Here is a 17013-nt window from a genome sequence, read left to right on the forward strand (position 1 = left end):
CGAGCCACAAGTCTCTCAGGCCCCAAGGGCGCACCGGCCTCTGATGCGGGTCTCCAGACTTCGCGTCGGGCCGGCCGCATACCTCTTCTCGGACGTCAGGCGTGATGCGCCGAGACGGCCTGCATGAGTTCGCCGGTCACCTCGCGCGGCATCGCGGTCGAAATGTCGCCAAGGCTCAGCATCCCAACCACCTTGTCGCTCTTGTCGAGCACGGGCAGCCGACGGATGTGCTTGCTCTCCATCAACCGCACCGCGTCGTTAACCTCGTCGGTATCGTGGCAGCAGCTCACATCACTGGTCATGACCTCCTTCGCGGTCAGCACCGAGGCATTTTTGCCACTGGCAATTGCACGCAATGCGATATCGCGGTCGGTAACGATGCCAATGAGCCGTCCGTTTTCATGGACCGGAAGAGCGCCAATGTCATCGTTCAGCATTTTCTTGGCAAGCGTTACGACGAATGTGTCGGGAGCAACGCATGCGGTGCCGCTGTGCATGATCTCTTTGACTTTCATCGTCGGTCTCATCTGGTGGACTATTGTTCGTCTTACTCCGGCGCATCTTGCTTGCTGGTCGGGAAGGGCTGCTTTCTTGATCGAGAGGCTGTAGAGAGCGCTCTGGCAGTTTGGACGCGATTTGCCATAAGATGGCCGAGGCCGTGCCCCCGGACCTTGATCAGGATCAATAAGGCGTTTTGATTTTTGCTTACGATGCATTGCTGGCGCGGATGCAGCGCTCCTGGATGTCTAACCTGGCGCACGGAAGACAGGTTCAGACCATGATTGGAATTGCTCTGCGCCCCTCTTTTGTTCGTCGTTAAGCTTAGAGGGTGAGCAGCGTTGGAGATGTGGAGATATTTGGTGACCTTGCTGCTTCATGCGCATCATCGGCATTCAATGTCAAGGAGATCAAGACGCTTTCCGATTTCATTGTGATATTCAATCAGTGAGTCTAGTATGTGTTTTTGTTTTACCGTTTCTTCTCCTTTTCGTTCAAGATCCGATGTAATATCTCTCTGTTTCCGAATAAGAATTCGGATCTTCTCGATCTCCTTGCAAAGTACATGGCGTTTCTCTAAGAGTCTGACTCATAAAGGGAGGCGGAGTCTGGCGAGGCGTTTGGAGAGGAGTCGGACATGGGCGATCCAGACCCAGGCTTCGGCGCTGGCGAGGGAGGCCTCGAAGTCCTTGGCGAGCCTTCGACACCGGCCGAGCCAGGCGAAGGTGCGCTCGACGACCCAGCGGCGGGGCAACAGGACGAAGCCTTGGGCGGTATCTGACCGTTTGACGATCTCGATGGTCCACCGCCCCAATCTGGCGAGCGCAGTCGCCAGCTTGTCGCCGGCATAGGCGCCGTCGGCGAACAGGTGGCGCAGCCAGGGATACAGCCCCAAGATCGAGGCCAGCACGGCCGTAGCCCCGTCCCGATCCTGGATGTCGGCTGGGTGGATATCGAGTCCGAGGAGGTGTCCGGCGGTATCGGTGACGATATGGCGCTTGCGGCCCTTCACCCTCTTGCCGGCATCGAAGCCCCGTGGACCGCCGGCTTCGGTGGTCTTGACCGACTGGCTGTCGATCACCGCGGCCGAGGGGCTGGCCTCGCGGCCGGAGGCCTCGCGCGACAGGATGACCAGTTCATGATTGATCTGCTGCCAGATGCCATCGTCGCGCCAGGCATAGAAAAACCGCTGCACCGTCGTGTATGGCGGGTAGCTGTCGGGCAGCAGCCGCCACTGACAACCGCTCGACGCGATGTAGAACAGGGCATTCACCACCGCTCGAAGATCGGTGGTCCGGGGCCGGCCCAGCCGCCGTGGTGGCGGCAGATGCGTCGATATCAGCCGCCATTCCTCATCCGTCGTGTCGCTTGAATACCGCAACCCCTTCCGCCGATACTGCGGTCGGGTGATATCAGTCCAGACCATCTTGTGCTTCGTCGTAGCTCGCAACCACGACCGAATCACAACCGACTGATATCACTCAACTCTTTTCGGGTCAGACACTAAGCTATCTTCCAGCTTATCTGTCTCTGCGATCAACAACCTCAACAGTAGACCCCGGGCTTTGCTATCCTCCTCGGACTGCAGCCGCGAATGGAAGCGCTCGATATTCTGTTCAATGACGAAACGGCCGTTGAGCATGGCTGCCTCCATCGCCATTAGGCTCCAAGCAGGGTGGGACAGGCTAGGTTGTCCATCCCGTCACGCAATATTCAGATTGGCAGGTGGCAAGAGAATAGCACTCGAGGGGTGAGCTGGCGCTGGGAGGATTTTCTCGGCATCGCCCGAAGTCATATCTCTCGATGGCCAAACGGGCCGCACCGGCCATCTTCACCCCGACGCTCCATCGGCAGCCTGTTCAGATTGTCGCAGTATGGACAGGGAATGACGATCACGCCGCCGATCGAGGTCATCGGGGCACGCCGCCGGCCGGATCAGGGGCCGAAGTCGCGACGAGATGCGGCATCGGAGCCGACAGACCGGCCGGCGTGCACCGGGACGCCGACCGCTGGCCCCGCGGGCCATCCGAAGGGTGCGGGATAGTTCGTGATGTCCGGCGTCAAGGGGCCCGCCATCTCCATCGGCGCCGCCGTCGAGGCGAAGGGCCAGCCGACACTAGCCGGCCGGGACGTCGATGCCTGGACCCCGCCTTCGGGCACCGGCCGGGAGGCGGTCGCGTCCAGGCCGAGGCCGTCCTGCCGTGCGATCGCTGCCCGCCCGCGGTCGAAGATCTCGACCGCTTCGTCGCGGCTCAGGCCGAGAGACCGCGCGGTATCCGCGAGCGAGAAGCCCTCCAGCAGGGTCAGCAGCAGGACCTGCCGTTCGGTCGGGGGCAGCATGGCGATGCCGTGGCGGACGGTCTGGCCGGGATCGGTCTCTCCGCCGTCGCCCTCACCGGCGACGGCCTCGGTGGCGGCCCAGACCTCGTTCAGGAGAGACAGCATTCTCGGATGCGGATCGATGCCGAACCGCTCGGGATCCGCGGCGGCGACATCGAGGCAGGCCTGGACGAGGGCGTCGCCGCGCTCGACCGAGCCGGCGAGATTGTGGGCATAGCGCCGCAGCCGCGGCACCAGCGACGCGAAGGGCTCGGGGATCACGGGACGTTCTCCTTCCTCTGTAGTGGTGGGCAGCCGTCAGGGTTGGATCTCGATCCTGTCTTCGACCTCGGTCACGCCGGGCACAGACCAGGCCGCGATCTCGGCGGCATCGCGCTCGAAGGCGGCGCGGACCTTGCCCGAGAGGGAGATCTTCCCGTCCGACGCGGCGACCACGATGTGCGAGGCGTCGAGATCGGCACTGCGCTTCAGCGCCGCCTCGATCTCGCGGCGGACCTCGGGGACCGACGCCATGCGGTGCGCCGGGTTGACCCGGATGGCATTGATGACGGCGACCACCCCTTTCAGCACCTCGACAGCGTGCTCGGCTTCGCGCTTGTGGCACTGCCAGTCGAGGTCGCCGGTGAGCCGGACCACGCCGTGCTCGACGGTGACATGGATGCGGCCGGCGGGGATGGTGCTGTGCCACTCGAGAGCCGCGACGGCCCGTTTCCCGATCTCCTCGTCGGAGAATTTCTCGTCGCCGGCCAGGCGGACGGTGATGTCCTGGACCACGGCCTTGACGCCCTCGACTCTCAGGGCCGCGGCCGCGGCGGCGAGCTTCTGGGCGTAGTTGGAGACATAACCGGAAAGGGTGACCACGCTGTCCCTGACCGCGACGCCGATCTCCGCCGCATCGATGCTCGGCTCGTAGTCGAGCTCCTCGAGGACCAGGCGCTGCAGACTCTTGTCCGTATCCATAGCCGACCTCCGCAGATGGGATAACAGGAGGCTAGGCTGCGGGGCGCCAAGGGGCTTTGACTTGGATCAAACCGGGCCGGGGTGGAGATCGATACCGTGCCTGCCATATCTCGTCGGCGGCCCTGTTCCGCCGAAGCCGGCAGCTGTGGGAGCACGAAGCAATGGCCTCAGCCGGGGACACGGGAGACGTCCTCCTGGTCGAGAAGGTCGCGGCGCTGGGCGATCCGGCCGCCTATCCCGAGCCCACGACGGCCGTGACGGCGGTCGAGACCCACTTCTCCTGGGTCTTCCTCACGGACAGGCTGGTCTACAAGCTCAAGAAGCCGGTGAGGACGGAGGAGATGGACCTCACCAGCCTGGCCGGCCGGACCAGGAACTGCGAGCGCGAGGTGTATCTCAATCGCCGGCTGGCACCGGACGTCTATCTCGGCATCGTCGATCTCATGGCGGGGGAGGACGGGCGGCTCCATCTGTCCGGCTCGGGACGGGTGGTCGACAGGCTCGTCCGGATGCGCCGGCTTGCGGAGGACGACTGCCTCGAGGTCCGCTTGACGCGGGGGCTGGTCTCGCCTGCGGATGCGGCTCGGCTCGCCCGTCGCCTCGCCGAGTTCCTGGCGTCCCTGCCATCTCTGGGGCCGGTGTCTCCGGTCCGCCTGCGCCAGGAAATCAACATGTCCCTCGGGGATCTCACAACCGCCTGCGACGGCTGCTTTGAGCAGGCCGCCCGCAGAGTGACGGCGCATCTTCTCGCCTTTCTCGAATATCGCTCCGACGTGCCGGCGCATGACCGTCTGGTCGACGGTCATGGCGATCTGCGACCCGAGCATATCTTTCTCGGGCCTCCGCTGAGGATCATCGATTGCCTGGAGTTTTCGGACGCCCTGCGCCGGAGGGATCCGGTCGACGAGCTGGCCGCGCTCGGGATGGAATGCGAGCGGCTCGGGGCGGCCTGGATCGGGCCGGCGCTCCTCGAGACCTACGGCCAGGTGGCAGGCGCCCCGCCGTCTCCGGATCTCTGTGCCTTCTACCGGGGTCTCAGGGCGCTAGTGCGGGCCCGCATTGCGGTCCGCCACCTCACGGAGACGCCGAACCGCGCTCCCGAACGATGGCCACGGCAGGCCGCCGAGTATCTTCGCTTGGCCGATCGGGCGGCGGCGGAGCTGACTGTGCCGTCGGGCCGTCGGCCGAGCTCGTCTGCGGCGCTCTGATCCAAGGGAGGCTGCCATGCCCGCTGAAGACACCACGGTCCTGTTCGCGCTCTCGGAAAGCCGTGCCTACGGCGAGCGCGTCGCGGATCGCCTCGGGGTTCCACTCACGCCGCATGAGGAACGGGGGTTCGAGGACGGCGAGCACAAGACGCGACCGCTGGCCGACATCCATGGCCGCGAGGTCTTCGTCATCCAGTCTCTGCATGGCGACGCGACGCAGAGCGTCAACGATAAGCTGTGCCGGCTCCTCTTCTTCGTCGGCGCGGTCCGGGATGCCGGGGCCGCGCAGGTGACGGTCGTCGCCCCCTATCTCTGCTACGCCCGCAAGGACCGGAAGACCCAGGCTCAGGACCCGACCACGACGCGCTATGTGGCCCAGATGCTGGAAGCCTGCGGGGCCGATACCGTGGTCACGCTCGACGTGCACAACATCGCGGCGTTCCAGAACGCCTTCCGCCGCCCGACCATGCATCTCGAGGCATGGCCGCTCTTCGTCGACCATTTTGCGCCGCTGATGGGCGACGCTCCGGTCGTGGTTGTGTCGCCGGATATCGGCGGGACCAAGCGCGCCGAGCAGTTCCGCCGCGGCCTCGCCCGGGTGCTGGGCCGGGAGCCGGGCTTCGCGGTCCAGGAAAAGCATCGGGGCGGCGGTGTGGTCGCCGGCGACCTTTTCCTCGGCGACGTCGCCGGGCGCACAGCGATTGTGATCGACGACCTCGTGAGCACCGGCGGAACGCTCCGCCGGGCCGCCGAGCGCTGCCGGGCGGGCGGCGCTTCGGCGGTCTTCGCCGCGGCCACGCACGGCCTCCTGATCGGCGAGGCGGCGGCGGCGCTGCTCGAGGATCCGGCCTTCGACCGCATCGTGGTGACCGATACGGTCGAGCCGCAATGCGCGGTTCCGGGGGGATCGAAGCTCGAACGCATCGACACGAGCGGGCTCGTCGCCAAGGCCGTCCGGACGATCCGCGGCTGTCCGGCCCAAGGCTAACCCCGCTGCCTGCTTGACCTGGATCAAAGTGGCGAGGGTTGCCGCCCGATATCGTCGGCGACGCGGCATGACGGGATCTCGTCCCGGACTGTCCGGGAGCGCGGCACGAACTCCCGAACGGCGAAGGCGCGCCCGCCGTGCCGCGCCGGGGCGGCTGGACCGCGATCGTCGTCCGATGGTGCCTTCGCTCCGGCGCTCTCGATCCTCTCGCTGTCGGCCCGGGCCGGCCCTGGAGGCCTCTATGCAGATCAGCTCGCCGATGTTCGACGATGGCGCCGAGACACCTCGCACATGCGCCCTCGACGGAGGAAACCTCTCGCCACCCCTGGCTTGGCGCGACGCGCCGCCGGAGACACGAAGCTTTGCGCTCGTGTGCGAGGACCCGGACGCCCCCGGACACACATGGCGTCATTGGGCGGTTTACGACATCCCGCGCGAGCAGGCGGGCCTGGCGGAAGGTCTGCCCGAGGTGAACGCCGTGCGCGGCGTCCGGCAGGCGAAGAACGATTTCGGCCATCTCGGCTATGGCGGGCCGTGCCCGCCCCGCGGGCACGGCGCCCATCACTACCATTTCCGCCTGTTCGCGCTGCCGGTCGAGCGGCTGAAGCTGTCGCGCGAGCCGAGCTGCCGGGACGTTGAGCGGGCCGCCCGCCGCCTCGCCATCGCCGAGGCGAAGCTCGTCGGCCTGTACCGGCGATGAAAGCCGTGGCCAAGAAGACGACGCCGGCGGGCCACGCGCCGCCGCGGAACAGCGAGATCGCGGACAGATTCGACGACATCGCGACCATGCTCGATCTCGAGGGCGCGAACCAGTTCCGGATCCGGGCCTATCGAAACGCATCCCGCTTCCTTCGCCGCTATGGGCGGGAGGCGTCGGACATGATCGCTGGCGGGGAGGATCTGGCGGAGCTGCCGGGAATCGGCGACGACCTCGCCGGGAAGATCCGCGATCTGGTCGCGACCGGGACGACATCTCTGCTCGACGATCTGCGGGCGAAGACACTGCCCGTCTCGCTCAACCTGATGCGCATCCCGGGGCTCGGTCCGAAGCGCATCCGGGCGCTTGTCGACGGGCTGAAGATCCGCTCGATAGGCCGGTTGCGCCAAGCCGCGGCTGAAGGCCGGATCCGCAGCCTGCCACGCTTCGGTGCCAGGCTCGAGCAGTACCTGCTTCGGATGCTTGAGGAAAGGCAGTCGAAGAGCATCCGCTTCCCGCTGTCGGTGGCGATGACCGCCGCGCGGCCGCTGGTCGCTCATCTCGAACGGGGGCCGACGATTTCGCGGGTCGTGGTCGCCGGCAGCTATCGCCGGGGGCTCGAGACCGTCGGGGATCTCGACATCCTCGCCACCGCCGCGGACCGGAAGGCGGCCCTCGACTGGTTCACCCGGTATGGCGAAGTCGCCGAGGTTCGCGCGTCCGGGACGACCCGCGCGACGGTGCTCCTCCGTTCGGGGCTGCAGGTCGATCTCAGGGTCGTGGCCGAGGACAGCTTCGGGGCGGCCTTGCACTACTTCACCGGATCGAAGGCCCACAACATCGCGGTTCGTCTGCGCGGGCGGGAGCGCGGGCTCAAGATCAATGAATACGGCGTGTTCCGGGGGAGCCGGCGGATTGGCGGCGGGACGGAGGCCGAGGTCTTCGCCGCCGTGGGCCTGCCCACGATCGAACCCGAGCTGCGGGAGAACCTCGGGGAGATCGAGGCGGCCGCGGCGGGCAAGCTCCCCGAGCTTGTCCGGCTGAAGGATCTCAAGGGCGACCTTCATGTCCACAGCACCTACACCGACGGCACCGCGTCGATCCGCGAGATGGCCCTGGCGGCGAAGGCGTGCGGGCTCTCCTATATTGCCATCACCGACCATTCCCGCCGCCTGACCGTGGCCCACGGCCTCGACTCTGCGGGATTGAGACGGCAGATCGCGGAGATCGATCGCCTGAATGCGGAGGATCTCGGCATCCGCATCCTCAAGGGCATCGAGGTTGACATCCTTCCCAACGGATCCCTCGACCTGCCCGACGGCGTGCTGGCTGAGCTCGACCTCGTGGTCGCGGCGGTCCACAGCGCCTTCCATCTCGACCGGGAGGCGCAGACGAGGCGGATCGAGCGTGCCCTGGCCCATCACCTGGTGACGATCCTGGCTCACCCCACGGGGCGGCTGATCGGAGAGCGCGAGGCCTATGACGTCGACATGGACCGGATCGTCCGGGCGGCGCGCGCCCACTGGGTCATTCTCGAGATCAACAGCGATCCGGAGCGTCTCGACCTGCGGGATGTGGACTGCCGGAGGGCGAAGGCCGCCGGTGTTCCGGTCTCGATCGACTCCGACGCCCATCAGGTCGGCGCCTTCGCCAATCTCGCTTACGGCGTCACCCAGGCGCGGCGCGGCTGGATCGAAGCGGCCGACGTCGTCAACACGCGATCACTTGAGGCGCTCCTGCGGCTGCTTGAGGAGAAAAGGGCGGGACAGCCTGCCGTCGGCGCGTCCACTGCGGCCTGATGTGTCGAGTTCCAGCAGATCCTGTTGCCTCGAGAAGGTGTGATATGTCCCAGATCTTCCATCTCGCCTATGTGGTCGAGCCGAGGCCCGACGGGTGGACCGTGGTGTCCGGGCACATGGAGGCCGGCCGCTTCGAGACCCGCCGCGAGGCCCTCCGCTCGGCGAGCCGTGATGCCAGCTTCTGCCGCTCGCTCGGTCATGACGTTTCGCTCCATGCCCGCCGGCGGGACGGCGGACTTCGCCGCATCCCTATCCCGCCCTGGGATGCAGTGTGCGACTCTTCGATCGGTTCATCGGGCTCACGCGGTCCCGTCTGATCTTGGAGGAGACCGATGGTCGCGTCGGAGAGTCCGCTTCTCCTGGATCTCTACCAGTTCACCATGATGTCCGCCTATTTCGAGCACGGCATGACGGCCCCGGCGGTGTTCGAATTCTTCGTCCGCGAGCTGCCGGCCCGGCGCGGCTTCCTGATGGCCGCCGGACTCGAGCAGGTCCTCGACTATCTCGAAGGGCTGCGCTTCGGCGAGGACGATCTGCGATATCTGGCGCAGATCGACCGCTTCTCTGCCGGATTCCTCGATTATCTCGCCGGCTTCCGGTTTTCCGGCGATGTCGACGCCATGCCGGAGGGCACGGTCTTCTTCCCCGACGAGCCGGTGATCCGCGTGACGGCGCCGCTTCCCGAGGCCCAGATGGTCGAAACCCGCCTGGTCAATCTGCTGCAGTTCCAGACGATCGTGGCGTCCAAGGCTGCCCGCATGGTGCTCGCAGCACCCGGCAAGCGGCTGGTGGATTTCGGCCTGCGCCGTGCTCACGGCGCCGAGGCCGGGCTGCTCGCGGCGCGGGCCGCCTATCTCGCGGGCTTCACGGGCACGGCCACGCTGCTCGCCGAGCAGCGCTTCGGCATTCCCGCCTTCGGCACCATGGCGCACTCCTTCATCCAGGCCCATGACGACGAGACCCTGGCGTTCGAGCGCTTTGCCCGGGCGCGGCCGCGCGACCTCGTCCTCCTGATCGACACTTACGACACCGAACGCGGAGTACAGCGCGTCGTCGAGCTGGCGCCGCGCCTGGCGGGAAACGGCGTCATCGTCCGCGGCGTGAGGATCGACAGCGGCGACCTTGCCGAGCACGCCAGGCGGGTGCGGGCGATCCTCGACGCCGGCGGGCTCGGCAAGGTGCAGGTCTTCGCCAGCGGCGGACTGGACGAGGACGATCTCCTGGCCTTCACAGCGCGGGCCGTGCCGATCGACGCCTACGGGATCGGCACCAGCCTGACGACCTCCTCCGACGCACCGGCCCTCGACTGCGCCTACAAGCTGCAGGAATACGACGGAACGCCGCGTCGGAAGCGGTCGGAGGGGAAGGCGACCTGGCTCGGCCGGAAGCAGGTTTGGCGCCGGTACGACGCCGGCGGGACAATCGCAGGCGACGTCGTCGCGCTGGAGGCGGAGCAGGAGGCCGGCCGGCCCTTGCTCCAGCCGGTCATGCGCGGCGGGCGGCGTCTGCCGCACCTGCCGACACCGGCCGAGGCACGGCAGCGCGCGGCCGGCGCGCTCGCCTCCCTGCCTGCATCCCTCCGGGGGCTGGGGGTGGCGGCGCCTCCCGTCCGGATCAGCGACGGACTGCAAAGGCTGGCCGAGGCCTGCGATCGCCGGGACCCGCCCCTGCCGCGATGAGGGAGCGGGCCTGCCGGCTCAGTGCGACATCAGCACCGGCACGGTCATGGAGCGCAGGATCGACCGCGTGACGCCGCCGAAGATCATCTCGTGGAAACGGGCGTGTCCGTAGCATCCCATCACCAGCAGGTCCGCGCCTCGGTCGGCGATGAAGTTCAGGATCTCGGTCGGGACGTCCGGGTCGGGGGCCTCGCGAATCACGACATCGGCGCGGACATCATGGCTCGTCAGATGTCGTGCGATATCCATGCCCGGGATCTGATCTCGCTTCGGCGGCGTGACCGCCAGGACGTCGACCTGTCGCGCGCGCTGCAGCAGCGGCATGGCGTCGGCGACCGCACGCGCGGCTTCTCGGCTTGCGTTCCAGGCGACAACGATGTGCTCGCACGGGACGGTCGCCGCGCCGGCACGAGGAATGATGAGGACCGGCCTTCCACCGGTCAGGGCCAGTTCCGGCGCCAGCCCGAAGGAGGTGGGCTCTCGTTCCGGGTTGCTCTGGTCGACCACGATGACGTCGGCATAGCGCCCGTGGATCGCGACGGTGTCGATGAGGTCGCCGCGGTCGGACCGCCATTCGCTGTGCCCGGCATAGCCATAGCGCTCGATCGTCGCCTCGAACCGACGCTTCGCTTCGGCGAGATCCTGGTCGTTGGCGCGCTCCAGCGCCTCGATCGCCGAAGCTGGAAGCGCCTCCATGCCGACGAGGCCGACCCAGACGTCCCGGCGGACGCCGAGTCCGATCAGCCGGGCATCCTGGCGACGGGCAAAGTCGATCGCAGCGGCAAGGGCGGGGGTGTCCTCGCTGCCGACGTGAACCAGGACATCGCGATATGGCATGGTCTCACCTCCTGAGGTCCGGGGCGAGGACAGCGCCGGCGGGTGCGCGGCCGTCTCCGCATGCCCAACCATCGGAGCTTCCCGGTCCCGATTCCTTGATCGGGATCAAACGGGGCCTTGATTGTCGCCCCCATTCCGGATAGCCGCGTCGGCGCCGGGAGCATACGGCCGTGGCGGTCTTGATCCAGGTCAAGGACGAGATCGGCACCGGCTGGAACAGTGTCCCGGCACGGTCTGCATGCAGGCAGAGCGTCGCCGGAGGAACCGCCATGTCGATCCGAGACATCGTCGCGTTGCTGCGGTCGGCGGTCTTGGCCGCGGCAGCGGTGTTGGGCGGCACGTCGATCGCGGCCGCGTCCGTCGATGCGCCGGTCGGCCTCGGTGATCGCACCGAAGTCACCCGGGATCCGCATGGCATGGCGGTGTGCGGCTACTGGCTGGGCGACGCCGCCACCCGAGACCTGGCCTGGATCAAGGAGATCGTGAAGCCGACCGAAGGCCAGCGCGCATCCTTCGATGCGCTCGAACTGGCCGTGCAGGAGGCGCAGGAGACGATGCGCGCGGCCTGCCGGGCCGGTCCATCGGACGAACCGGAGGAGTTGCCCAGGGAGGTCGAGGCGATGCTCCTGGCCTTCGCCATGATCTACCCCGTCCTCGATGCCTTCTACGGCCAGCTGAGCGACGACCAGAAGAGCCGCCTCGACAGCGCCATGGGCTGGGGAGACGGTGAGGACGAGGACTAGACGCGCGGCCGAACGGCGACCGGACGGAGCGGCCGGACCCCGCAGATTGGAGGCGCACTTGTTCAAACACATCTTGATCCCGACGGACGGGTCGCCGCTGGCCGAGCGCGCCGTCGATCGCGGCCTTCGCCTGGCCGCGGCTTTCCACGCCAGGGCCACGCTGGTGATGGTCACTGAGCCATTCCACGTCTTCAGCCTCAGGCCTATCCAGATATCGGCGACCGAGGCGGACTACGCCGTCGCCATGCAGCAACGGGGCCATGATCTCCTGACGGGAGGCATGACCCTGGCGCGGGAGCTGGGCGTGCCCTGCGAGCCGGTCGTCGTCGAGGACGAGCATCCGTACAGCGCCATCATCGACGTCGCCACGGAACGGGACTGCGACCTGATCGCGATGGCGTCCCACGGGCGTCGGGGCGTCTCTGCATTGGTGCTCGGCAGCGAGACCCAGAAGGTGCTGACGCACTCCAAGATCCCGGTCCTTGTGTTCCGTTGATCTGTCCTCGGCTGGAGGCACATCCATGATCACGATCTCTCTCGAGAAGCTTGCCTACATCGTCGCAAAGGCGCGGGAGTTCGACGCCGAGGTGCCTCCGGTCGACGACGGCTCGGGCTCGAACCCGTCGGACGACGGCAGCCGCGACATCCTCGAGGATACGCCGGACAATCCGACCTATACGGAGCTGGTCGATGCGATCGACTCGCTGAGCGACGAGGAACGCGTCGAGCTGCTCGCCCTGGTCTGGCTCGGGCGCGGCGATGTCACGCGCGAGGAGTGGCCCGAGGCGCTGGACCAGGCAAGAGACCTGCATGACGAGCGGGAGACGAGCTATCTTGTCGGCACGCCTCTTCTCGGTGACTTCATCGCCGAAGGCCTTAGCCAGCTCGGCTATTCGCTGGAAGAGTTCGAGATCGGGCACATGTAGGGCCGTCACCGAGGCGGCGGATGGTCTTTGCCTCGCATGAGCAGATAAGCCGCGACCAGGAAGCCTGCGGCGAGGACCGTGACGACGAGTCCGAGCAGGCCAGAGGCGACGGCGAACCGGAAGGCGCTCGCGGTCGAGATTCCGGCGTCAGGCAGAGGCGAGGGAAGAGGCGCCGCGTCGGGAACCGTTGCCGCCGATCCCCTGCGGGCCACCACCAGCACTGTAGCCAGGATACCGACACTAACCAGGCCGTTGACCAAACAGAGCCACGCCCAGGCGCCCCGCTCCATCCTGGCGCCGAAGGAGATCAGCGCCGCGAGAAGGCCGGCGATCGTCCAAGCTACCCAGGCATACCTCCAGCCTTCCGCGAGGCCGACGGCGATCGCCAAGTATAGAAGCCCCGAAAGGATGACGAGGACGAATCCCAGAAGACAAGCAGCGAGCAGCCGGCGGCTCATCGAACCCTCCCAAAATGCGGCCGAGAGCAAATTTTTGCCGTCCCGGGAGACGGAGAATTGACTGGCATCAATGTCCCACCGGATCGATATCGGGCGATGGCGCGGGGGTAGGCGCGGCACCGTCCGCATCATCCTCGAGCGGGATCAATCCCGCCCGGCCGCGGTCCCCGGATCGGGGACATTGCGGTGCAGCTCACACACCCAGGTCCGGGCCCCGGCATCGCTCGGTGCCCGCCAGTCGCCGCGCGGCGACAGGGACCCGCCCGACCCGATCTTCGGTCCGTTGGGCATTGCCGACCGCTTGAACTGGCTCGACTGGAAGAACCGGACGAGGAACAGCTCCAGCCACTTCAGGATCGTTGCCAGGTCGTATTCCCGGCGCTCGCCGGCCGGCACCCAGTCGGGCCAGTCGCCGGCATCGATCGTTCGCCAGGCACATTCTGCCAGGAAGGCGACCTTGCTCGGCCGATAGCCGTATCGGCTGAGATAGTAGAGGTTGAAGTCCTGGAGCTCATAGGGCCCGACGGTTTCTTCCGCCAGCTGCGAGGGGACGTCGCCGCTGCCGGGCACCAGCTCCGGCGAGATCGGGGTGTCGAGGATCGACCGCAGCGCGCCCCGGGCGTCGTCACCGAAGGCCCCGGTCTCTGCCGACCAACGGACAAGATGGCGGATCAGGGTCTTCGGTACCGAGACGTTGACGGCATAGTGCGACATGTGATCGCCGACGCCGTAGGTCGTGTAGCCGAGCGCCAGCTCGGACAGGTCGCTGGTTCCGATCACGATCGCGCCGTGGAGATTGGCGAGACGGAAGAGGTGCGAGGTTCGCTCCCCCGCCTGGACGTTCTCGAAAGTGATGTCGTGGACCGCCTCGCCGCGAGCGAAGGGATGGTCGATGTCCTTCAGCATCTGCCGTGCCGAAGGCCTTATGTCGATCTCGGCGGCGGTCACGCCCAGCGCCGCCATCAGCCTCTGGGCATTTTCCTGGGTTCTGCGGCTGCTCGCGAAACCCGGCAGGCTGAAGCCCAGGATGTCGCGGCGGGTCAGGCTGAGCTCGTCGACGGCCTTCGCCGTGACGAGCAGGGCCTGGGCGGAATCGAGCCCGCCCGAGACACCGATCACGACCTTGCCGATGCCTTGTCGCCCGGAGCCGTTGGGACAGTCCCTGGACTTGAATTGCGTAGGCCTCGCGGCAACGCTCGTCGCGCCGCGCCGGGTCGGCGGGCACGAAGGGGAAGCGATCGACCCGCCGGATGGTCGACACTTCGCCGCTGGGCGGATCGAGACGGAACGGAATCCGCCGCAGTGCCGAGAGGCGATCGCGATGCGTCGCGGCGCAGTCGTTGAAGCTGGTCGTCCGCATCCGATCCTGACGCAGGCGGTCGAGATCGAGATCGGCGAGAAGGAGCCGGGATCCTTCCGGAAAGCGCTCGCCCTCGGCCAGGAGTTCGGCGTTCTCGTAGATCAGCGCGTGTCCGTCCCAGGCGAGATCCGTGGTCGACTCGCCCGGTCCGGCCGCGGAGTAGAGATATGCCGCGATGCAGCGGCCGGATTGCGAGGCGCACAGCAGCCGCCGGTAGTCCGCCTTGCCGATGGTGGCGTTGCTGGCGGAGAGATTGACCAGGACCGTGGCGCCGGCGAGCGCTGCATCGGTGCTGGGCGGGATCGGCACCCAAAGGTCTTCGCAGATCTCGACATGGATCGCGAGGCCGTCATGGTCGGTCGCGGCGAAGACCAGATCCCGGCCGAACGGCACCTCGTCGCCCCGGATCGCGATGGTACGGGAGACGGCGGCATCACCGGAGGTGAACTGCCGCTTCTCGTAGAACTCGCGGTAGTTCGGCAGATATGTCTTCGGCACCACGCCGAGAATGCGGCCGCGGTGAATGACAAGGGCGCAGTTGAACAGCTTCGCCTCGTGGCGCAGCGGGGCTCCCGCGACGATGACCGGGCCGAGCGTCCGGCTGGCCGCGATGAGCTCGGCGATCCCGGCTTCCACGGCATCGAGGAGCGCGTCCTGGAGGAAGAGGTCATCGTTCGAATAGGCGGACAGCCCCAGCTCAGGGAAGACCGCGATCGCTGCCCGATGTGTGTCGGCCTGGCGGGCGAGATCCAGCGTGGAGGCCAGGTTCTTCGCCGGTGAGGCGATAGCGAGCTGCGGTGTACAAACTGCGGCCCGCACAAGGCCGTGGGCGTAGATCGAGCGGAAAGGCATGCGGTCGTCGGACATGGCTCGATCAGGCTCCGTTTCGTCATCCGTGACTCTGTGTCGAGAGGGCTGGCCCCAGAATCCGCCCGAGCCGATCCGGCCGTCTTGATGCAGGTCAAGATACGAGGCTCGGGCGCCGAGCTCCCGCGGGGGATACGTCACAGGGCCGTCAATGTCCCGTAGATCCGATCAGTCGTCGCGCGGTCGCAGAGCTTGGTTCCGGGGGCGAGAAGAGAGGCCCCGGCGGCCGCCACCCCGTATCCGAACGCGTCCTCGATCGGCCACCCGCGGGAGATCGCCGCCAGCATTCCTCCGACGAGGCTGTCGCCGGCGCCGACGGTGCCGCCCACGGTCACCTCTACAGCCGGCTGGTGTCTGACGGTCCGCTCCGCCACCAGGATGGCGCCGGCCGCTCCCATTGAGACCACCACGATCTCCGCGGCGCGACGGGCGACGAGTTCCCGCGAGAACGCGACTGCGGCTTCGGGTGAGCCGAGCGGTCTTCCCGCGACCGTTTCGAGTTCCCGCAGGCTCGGCTTGACCAGATAGACGCCGTGCTGCAGCGCGGCGGCAAGAGCGCCGCCCGACGTGTCGAGGACGAACCGGCCATGCCGCTGGGCAGCGATGCGCGCCGCCTGGCCGTAGAAGTCCTCGGCCAGGCCGGGCGGCAGGCTGCCGCTGCCGACCGCAATCGTCCCGTCCGAGACGAGGCGGCCGAAGCGCGCGAGAATCTCCGCGCCTTCGGAGGCCGAGACTGCCGGTCCCGGCAGCACGAACCGGTACTGGCGGCCGCCGGCCTTGTCGCGGACGATGAAGCTGAAGCGCGTGGGGGCGCTGATCGGCACGCTCTGCCTCGGCACGCGTTCGGCATCCAGGAGGATGCTGAGCCGCTCGCCATAGGGGCCGCCCACCGGGTAGAGGGCGATGGCGTTGCCTCCCAGCCGGCAGACGACACGGGCAACGTTGATGCCTCCGCCGCCCGGCTGCTCCTCGCCCGGATCGCACCGCATCTTGTGCTGGTCCACGAGCTCGGCGACGGCGGTGGTGACGTCGAGCGCGGGGTTGGGTGTGAGGCAGACGATCGGGCTCATGGCACTCCGCTTCGATCCGACGGGAGCTTTTGGGTCATGCCGCTGGAAGCCCGTCTTCCACACGATAGCCGCCAACCCTCCGGGCCGGTTTGACGCGGATCAACAGGGCAGGCTGCCGGCACGGGCCGCAGACCGGCCAGGACGAGGCCTCCAGCCGGGGACGGTACGCAATATCCGTACGCACGGAACCGGATGAGGAAGAGGGACGGAAAGGCATAGGATCGCGGCACCCGGATACGAGGGCTCATTTCAGTCTCGTCATGGCGCGTGCTGTATCTCCCCGGCACGGTTCCTCGACGTTTGCCGGCCGGTGCTGGCAAACGGCCGTTTCCGTGCGCGGACGTTCGATATCCGCACCTGACGGGCGGCTTTCCCGTCCTCAGGCGGACGATCTCGTGAGCCTGTGTCGCGAGTGAGATCCAGGCGCCTCCCGCCGATCATGACCGTGCCGGCGGGGCAAGGGGTTCCCCCCGTGACCCGGGCCATGCCATCACGGGGGAGCCACGATGGCGGCGATCGCCTTGGGCTTCGCCTCGTCGCGGCGCAAAGGCTGCACTCTGGCGGCGACGGCGCTCAGGTCGTC

The 17013-nt window shown here is 67.3% G+C and carries 18 protein-coding genes and 1 pseudogene; 9 read left to right on the forward strand and 10 right to left on the reverse strand.

Going from position 1 to position 17013, the window contains the following annotated elements; translation table 11 throughout:
• Positions 1-95: 95 nt before the first annotated feature.
• The 5 genes from AAHM41_RS21225 to AAHM41_RS21245 all read right to left on the reverse strand — a co-directional run bounded on the left by AAHM41_RS21225 (position 96) and on the right by AAHM41_RS21245 (position 3798).
• Positions 96-515, reverse strand: a complete 420-nt coding sequence (locus AAHM41_RS21225) for a CBS domain-containing protein (RefSeq protein ID WP_342238574.1) — start codon at positions 513-515, stop codon at positions 96-98.
• A 572-nt stretch (positions 516-1087) separates the two neighbouring features.
• On the reverse strand, positions 1088-1924 hold the full coding sequence (locus AAHM41_RS21230) for an IS5 family transposase (RefSeq protein ID WP_342238575.1): 837 nt from the start codon (positions 1922-1924) through the stop codon (positions 1088-1090).
• Between the two features lie 51 nt (positions 1925-1975).
• Positions 1976-2140 carry a hypothetical protein gene (locus AAHM41_RS21235; RefSeq protein WP_342238576.1) on the reverse strand — a complete coding sequence of 55 codons (165 nt, stop codon included), beginning with the start codon at positions 2138-2140 and terminating at the stop codon, positions 1976-1978.
• Positions 2141-2433: 293 nt separating this feature from the next.
• On the reverse strand, positions 2434-3099 hold the full coding sequence (locus tag AAHM41_RS21240; protein WP_342238577.1) for a sigma factor-like helix-turn-helix DNA-binding protein: 666 nt from the start codon (positions 3097-3099) through the stop codon (positions 2434-2436).
• A gap of 36 nt (positions 3100-3135) precedes the next feature.
• Positions 3136-3798, reverse strand: coding sequence for a BON domain-containing protein (locus AAHM41_RS21245; RefSeq protein WP_342238578.1), 663 nt, complete (start codon positions 3796-3798; stop codon positions 3136-3138).
• Positions 3799-3959: 161 nt separating this feature from the next.
• Here AAHM41_RS21245 and AAHM41_RS21250 point away from each other — a divergent pair, with 161 nt between their 5' ends.
• From AAHM41_RS21250 to AAHM41_RS21275, 6 genes are all read left to right on the forward strand, one after another.
• Positions 3960-5006 carry a hypothetical protein gene (locus AAHM41_RS21250; protein ID WP_342238579.1) on the forward strand — a complete coding sequence of 349 codons (1047 nt, stop codon included), beginning with the start codon at positions 3960-3962 and terminating at the stop codon, positions 5004-5006.
• Positions 5007-5022: 16 nt separating this feature from the next.
• Entirely contained in the window at positions 5023-5994 is a 972-nt protein-coding gene (locus AAHM41_RS21255; protein WP_342238580.1) for a ribose-phosphate diphosphokinase, read from the forward strand.
• Between the two features lie 241 nt (positions 5995-6235).
• On the forward strand, positions 6236-6694 hold the full coding sequence (locus AAHM41_RS21260; RefSeq protein ID WP_342238581.1) for a YbhB/YbcL family Raf kinase inhibitor-like protein: 459 nt from the start codon (positions 6236-6238) through the stop codon (positions 6692-6694).
• A 5-nt stretch (positions 6695-6699) separates the two neighbouring features.
• Positions 6700-8490 (forward strand): DNA polymerase/3'-5' exonuclease PolX, encoded by a 1791-nt coding sequence (gene polX, locus AAHM41_RS21265; protein ID WP_342238582.1) that lies wholly within the window; start codon positions 6700-6702, stop codon positions 8488-8490.
• A gap of 44 nt (positions 8491-8534) precedes the next feature.
• Entirely contained in the window at positions 8535-8807 is a 273-nt protein-coding gene (locus AAHM41_RS21270; RefSeq protein ID WP_342238583.1) for a hypothetical protein, read from the forward strand.
• A gap of 15 nt (positions 8808-8822) precedes the next feature.
• The gene (locus tag AAHM41_RS21275; RefSeq protein ID WP_342238584.1) at positions 8823-10169 is read left to right on the forward strand and encodes a nicotinate phosphoribosyltransferase; all 1347 of its coding nucleotides are present in this window, start codon (positions 8823-8825) and stop codon (positions 10167-10169) included.
• A gap of 18 nt (positions 10170-10187) precedes the next feature.
• Here the strand turns inward: AAHM41_RS21275 and AAHM41_RS21280 are convergent, their stop codons facing one another.
• Positions 10188-11006, reverse strand: coding sequence for a universal stress protein (locus AAHM41_RS21280; RefSeq protein WP_342238585.1), 819 nt, complete (start codon positions 11004-11006; stop codon positions 10188-10190).
• 170 nt (positions 11007-11176) lie between these two features.
• Between AAHM41_RS21280 and AAHM41_RS21285 the strand changes: the two genes are divergently transcribed.
• Genes AAHM41_RS21285 through AAHM41_RS21295 form a run of 3 tightly spaced genes read left to right on the forward strand, consistent with a single transcriptional unit; the run spans position 11177 to position 12675 of the window.
• Complete coding sequence (locus AAHM41_RS21285; RefSeq protein ID WP_342238586.1) at positions 11177-11749, forward strand: Spy/CpxP family protein refolding chaperone; 573 nt, start codon at positions 11177-11179, stop codon at positions 11747-11749.
• A gap of 58 nt (positions 11750-11807) precedes the next feature.
• Positions 11808-12245: a universal stress protein gene (locus AAHM41_RS21290; RefSeq protein WP_342238587.1), complete on the forward strand. Its 438-nt coding sequence runs from the start codon at positions 11808-11810 to the stop codon at positions 12243-12245.
• 25 nt (positions 12246-12270) lie between these two features.
• Positions 12271-12675, forward strand: a complete 405-nt coding sequence (locus tag AAHM41_RS21295; protein WP_342238588.1) for a DUF3775 domain-containing protein — start codon at positions 12271-12273, stop codon at positions 12673-12675.
• A gap of 5 nt (positions 12676-12680) precedes the next feature.
• On the opposite strand, the gene AAHM41_RS21300 is transcribed toward AAHM41_RS21295, so the two are convergent.
• The 4 genes and pseudogenes from AAHM41_RS21300 to AAHM41_RS21315 form a co-directional block, all read right to left on the reverse strand.
• The gene (locus tag AAHM41_RS21300) at positions 12681-13133 is read right to left on the reverse strand and encodes a hypothetical protein (protein WP_342238589.1); all 453 of its coding nucleotides are present in this window, start codon (positions 13131-13133) and stop codon (positions 12681-12683) included.
• 144 nt (positions 13134-13277) lie between these two features.
• On the reverse strand, positions 13278-14252 hold the full coding sequence (locus tag AAHM41_RS21305; RefSeq protein ID WP_342238590.1) for an NAD(+) synthase: 975 nt from the start codon (positions 14250-14252) through the stop codon (positions 13278-13280).
• 70 nt (positions 14253-14322) lie between these two features.
• Positions 14323-15360, reverse strand: a pseudogene (locus AAHM41_RS21310) (nitrilase-related carbon-nitrogen hydrolase); the annotation flags it as partial.
• 137 nt (positions 15361-15497) lie between these two features.
• Complete coding sequence (locus AAHM41_RS21315; RefSeq protein ID WP_342238591.1) at positions 15498-16430, reverse strand: 1-phosphofructokinase family hexose kinase; 933 nt, start codon at positions 16428-16430, stop codon at positions 15498-15500.
• Between the last annotated feature and the right edge of the window lie 583 nt (positions 16431-17013).

The organism is Inquilinus sp. OTU3971, from assembly GCF_038440215.1.

What these genes read in the sequence shown, in the direction of transcription:
- AAHM41_RS21225 (WP_342238574.1), bottom strand. Translation starts at nt 515, where the DNA reads ATGAAAGTCAAAGAGATCATGCACAGCGGCACCGCATGCGTTGCTCCC.
- AAHM41_RS21230 (WP_342238575.1), bottom strand. Translation starts at nt 1,924, where the DNA reads ATGGTCTGGACTGATATCACCCGACCGCAGTATCGGCGGAAGGGGTTG.
- AAHM41_RS21235 (WP_342238576.1), bottom strand. Translation starts at nt 2,140, where the DNA reads ATGCTCAACGGCCGTTTCGTCATTGAACAGAATATCGAGCGCTTCCAT.
- AAHM41_RS21245 (WP_342238578.1), bottom strand. Translation starts at nt 3,798, where the DNA reads ATGGATACGGACAAGAGTCTGCAGCGCCTGGTCCTCGAGGAGCTCGAC.
- AAHM41_RS21250 (WP_342238579.1), top strand. Translation starts at nt 3,960, where the DNA reads ATGGCCTCAGCCGGGGACACGGGAGACGTCCTCCTGGTCGAGAAGGTC.
- AAHM41_RS21255 (WP_342238580.1), top strand. Translation starts at nt 5,023, where the DNA reads ATGCCCGCTGAAGACACCACGGTCCTGTTCGCGCTCTCGGAAAGCCGT.
- AAHM41_RS21260 (WP_342238581.1), top strand. Translation starts at nt 6,236, where the DNA reads ATGCAGATCAGCTCGCCGATGTTCGACGATGGCGCCGAGACACCTCGC.
- AAHM41_RS21270 (WP_342238583.1), top strand. Translation starts at nt 8,535, where the DNA reads ATGTCCCAGATCTTCCATCTCGCCTATGTGGTCGAGCCGAGGCCCGAC.
- AAHM41_RS21275 (WP_342238584.1), top strand. Translation starts at nt 8,823, where the DNA reads ATGGTCGCGTCGGAGAGTCCGCTTCTCCTGGATCTCTACCAGTTCACC.
- AAHM41_RS21280 (WP_342238585.1), bottom strand. Translation starts at nt 11,006, where the DNA reads ATGCCATATCGCGATGTCCTGGTTCACGTCGGCAGCGAGGACACCCCC.
- AAHM41_RS21295 (WP_342238588.1), top strand. Translation starts at nt 12,271, where the DNA reads ATGATCACGATCTCTCTCGAGAAGCTTGCCTACATCGTCGCAAAGGCG.
- AAHM41_RS21300 (WP_342238589.1), bottom strand. Translation starts at nt 13,133, where the DNA reads ATGAGCCGCCGGCTGCTCGCTGCTTGTCTTCTGGGATTCGTCCTCGTC.
- AAHM41_RS21315 (WP_342238591.1), bottom strand. Translation starts at nt 16,430, where the DNA reads ATGAGCCCGATCGTCTGCCTCACACCCAACCCCGCGCTCGACGTCACC.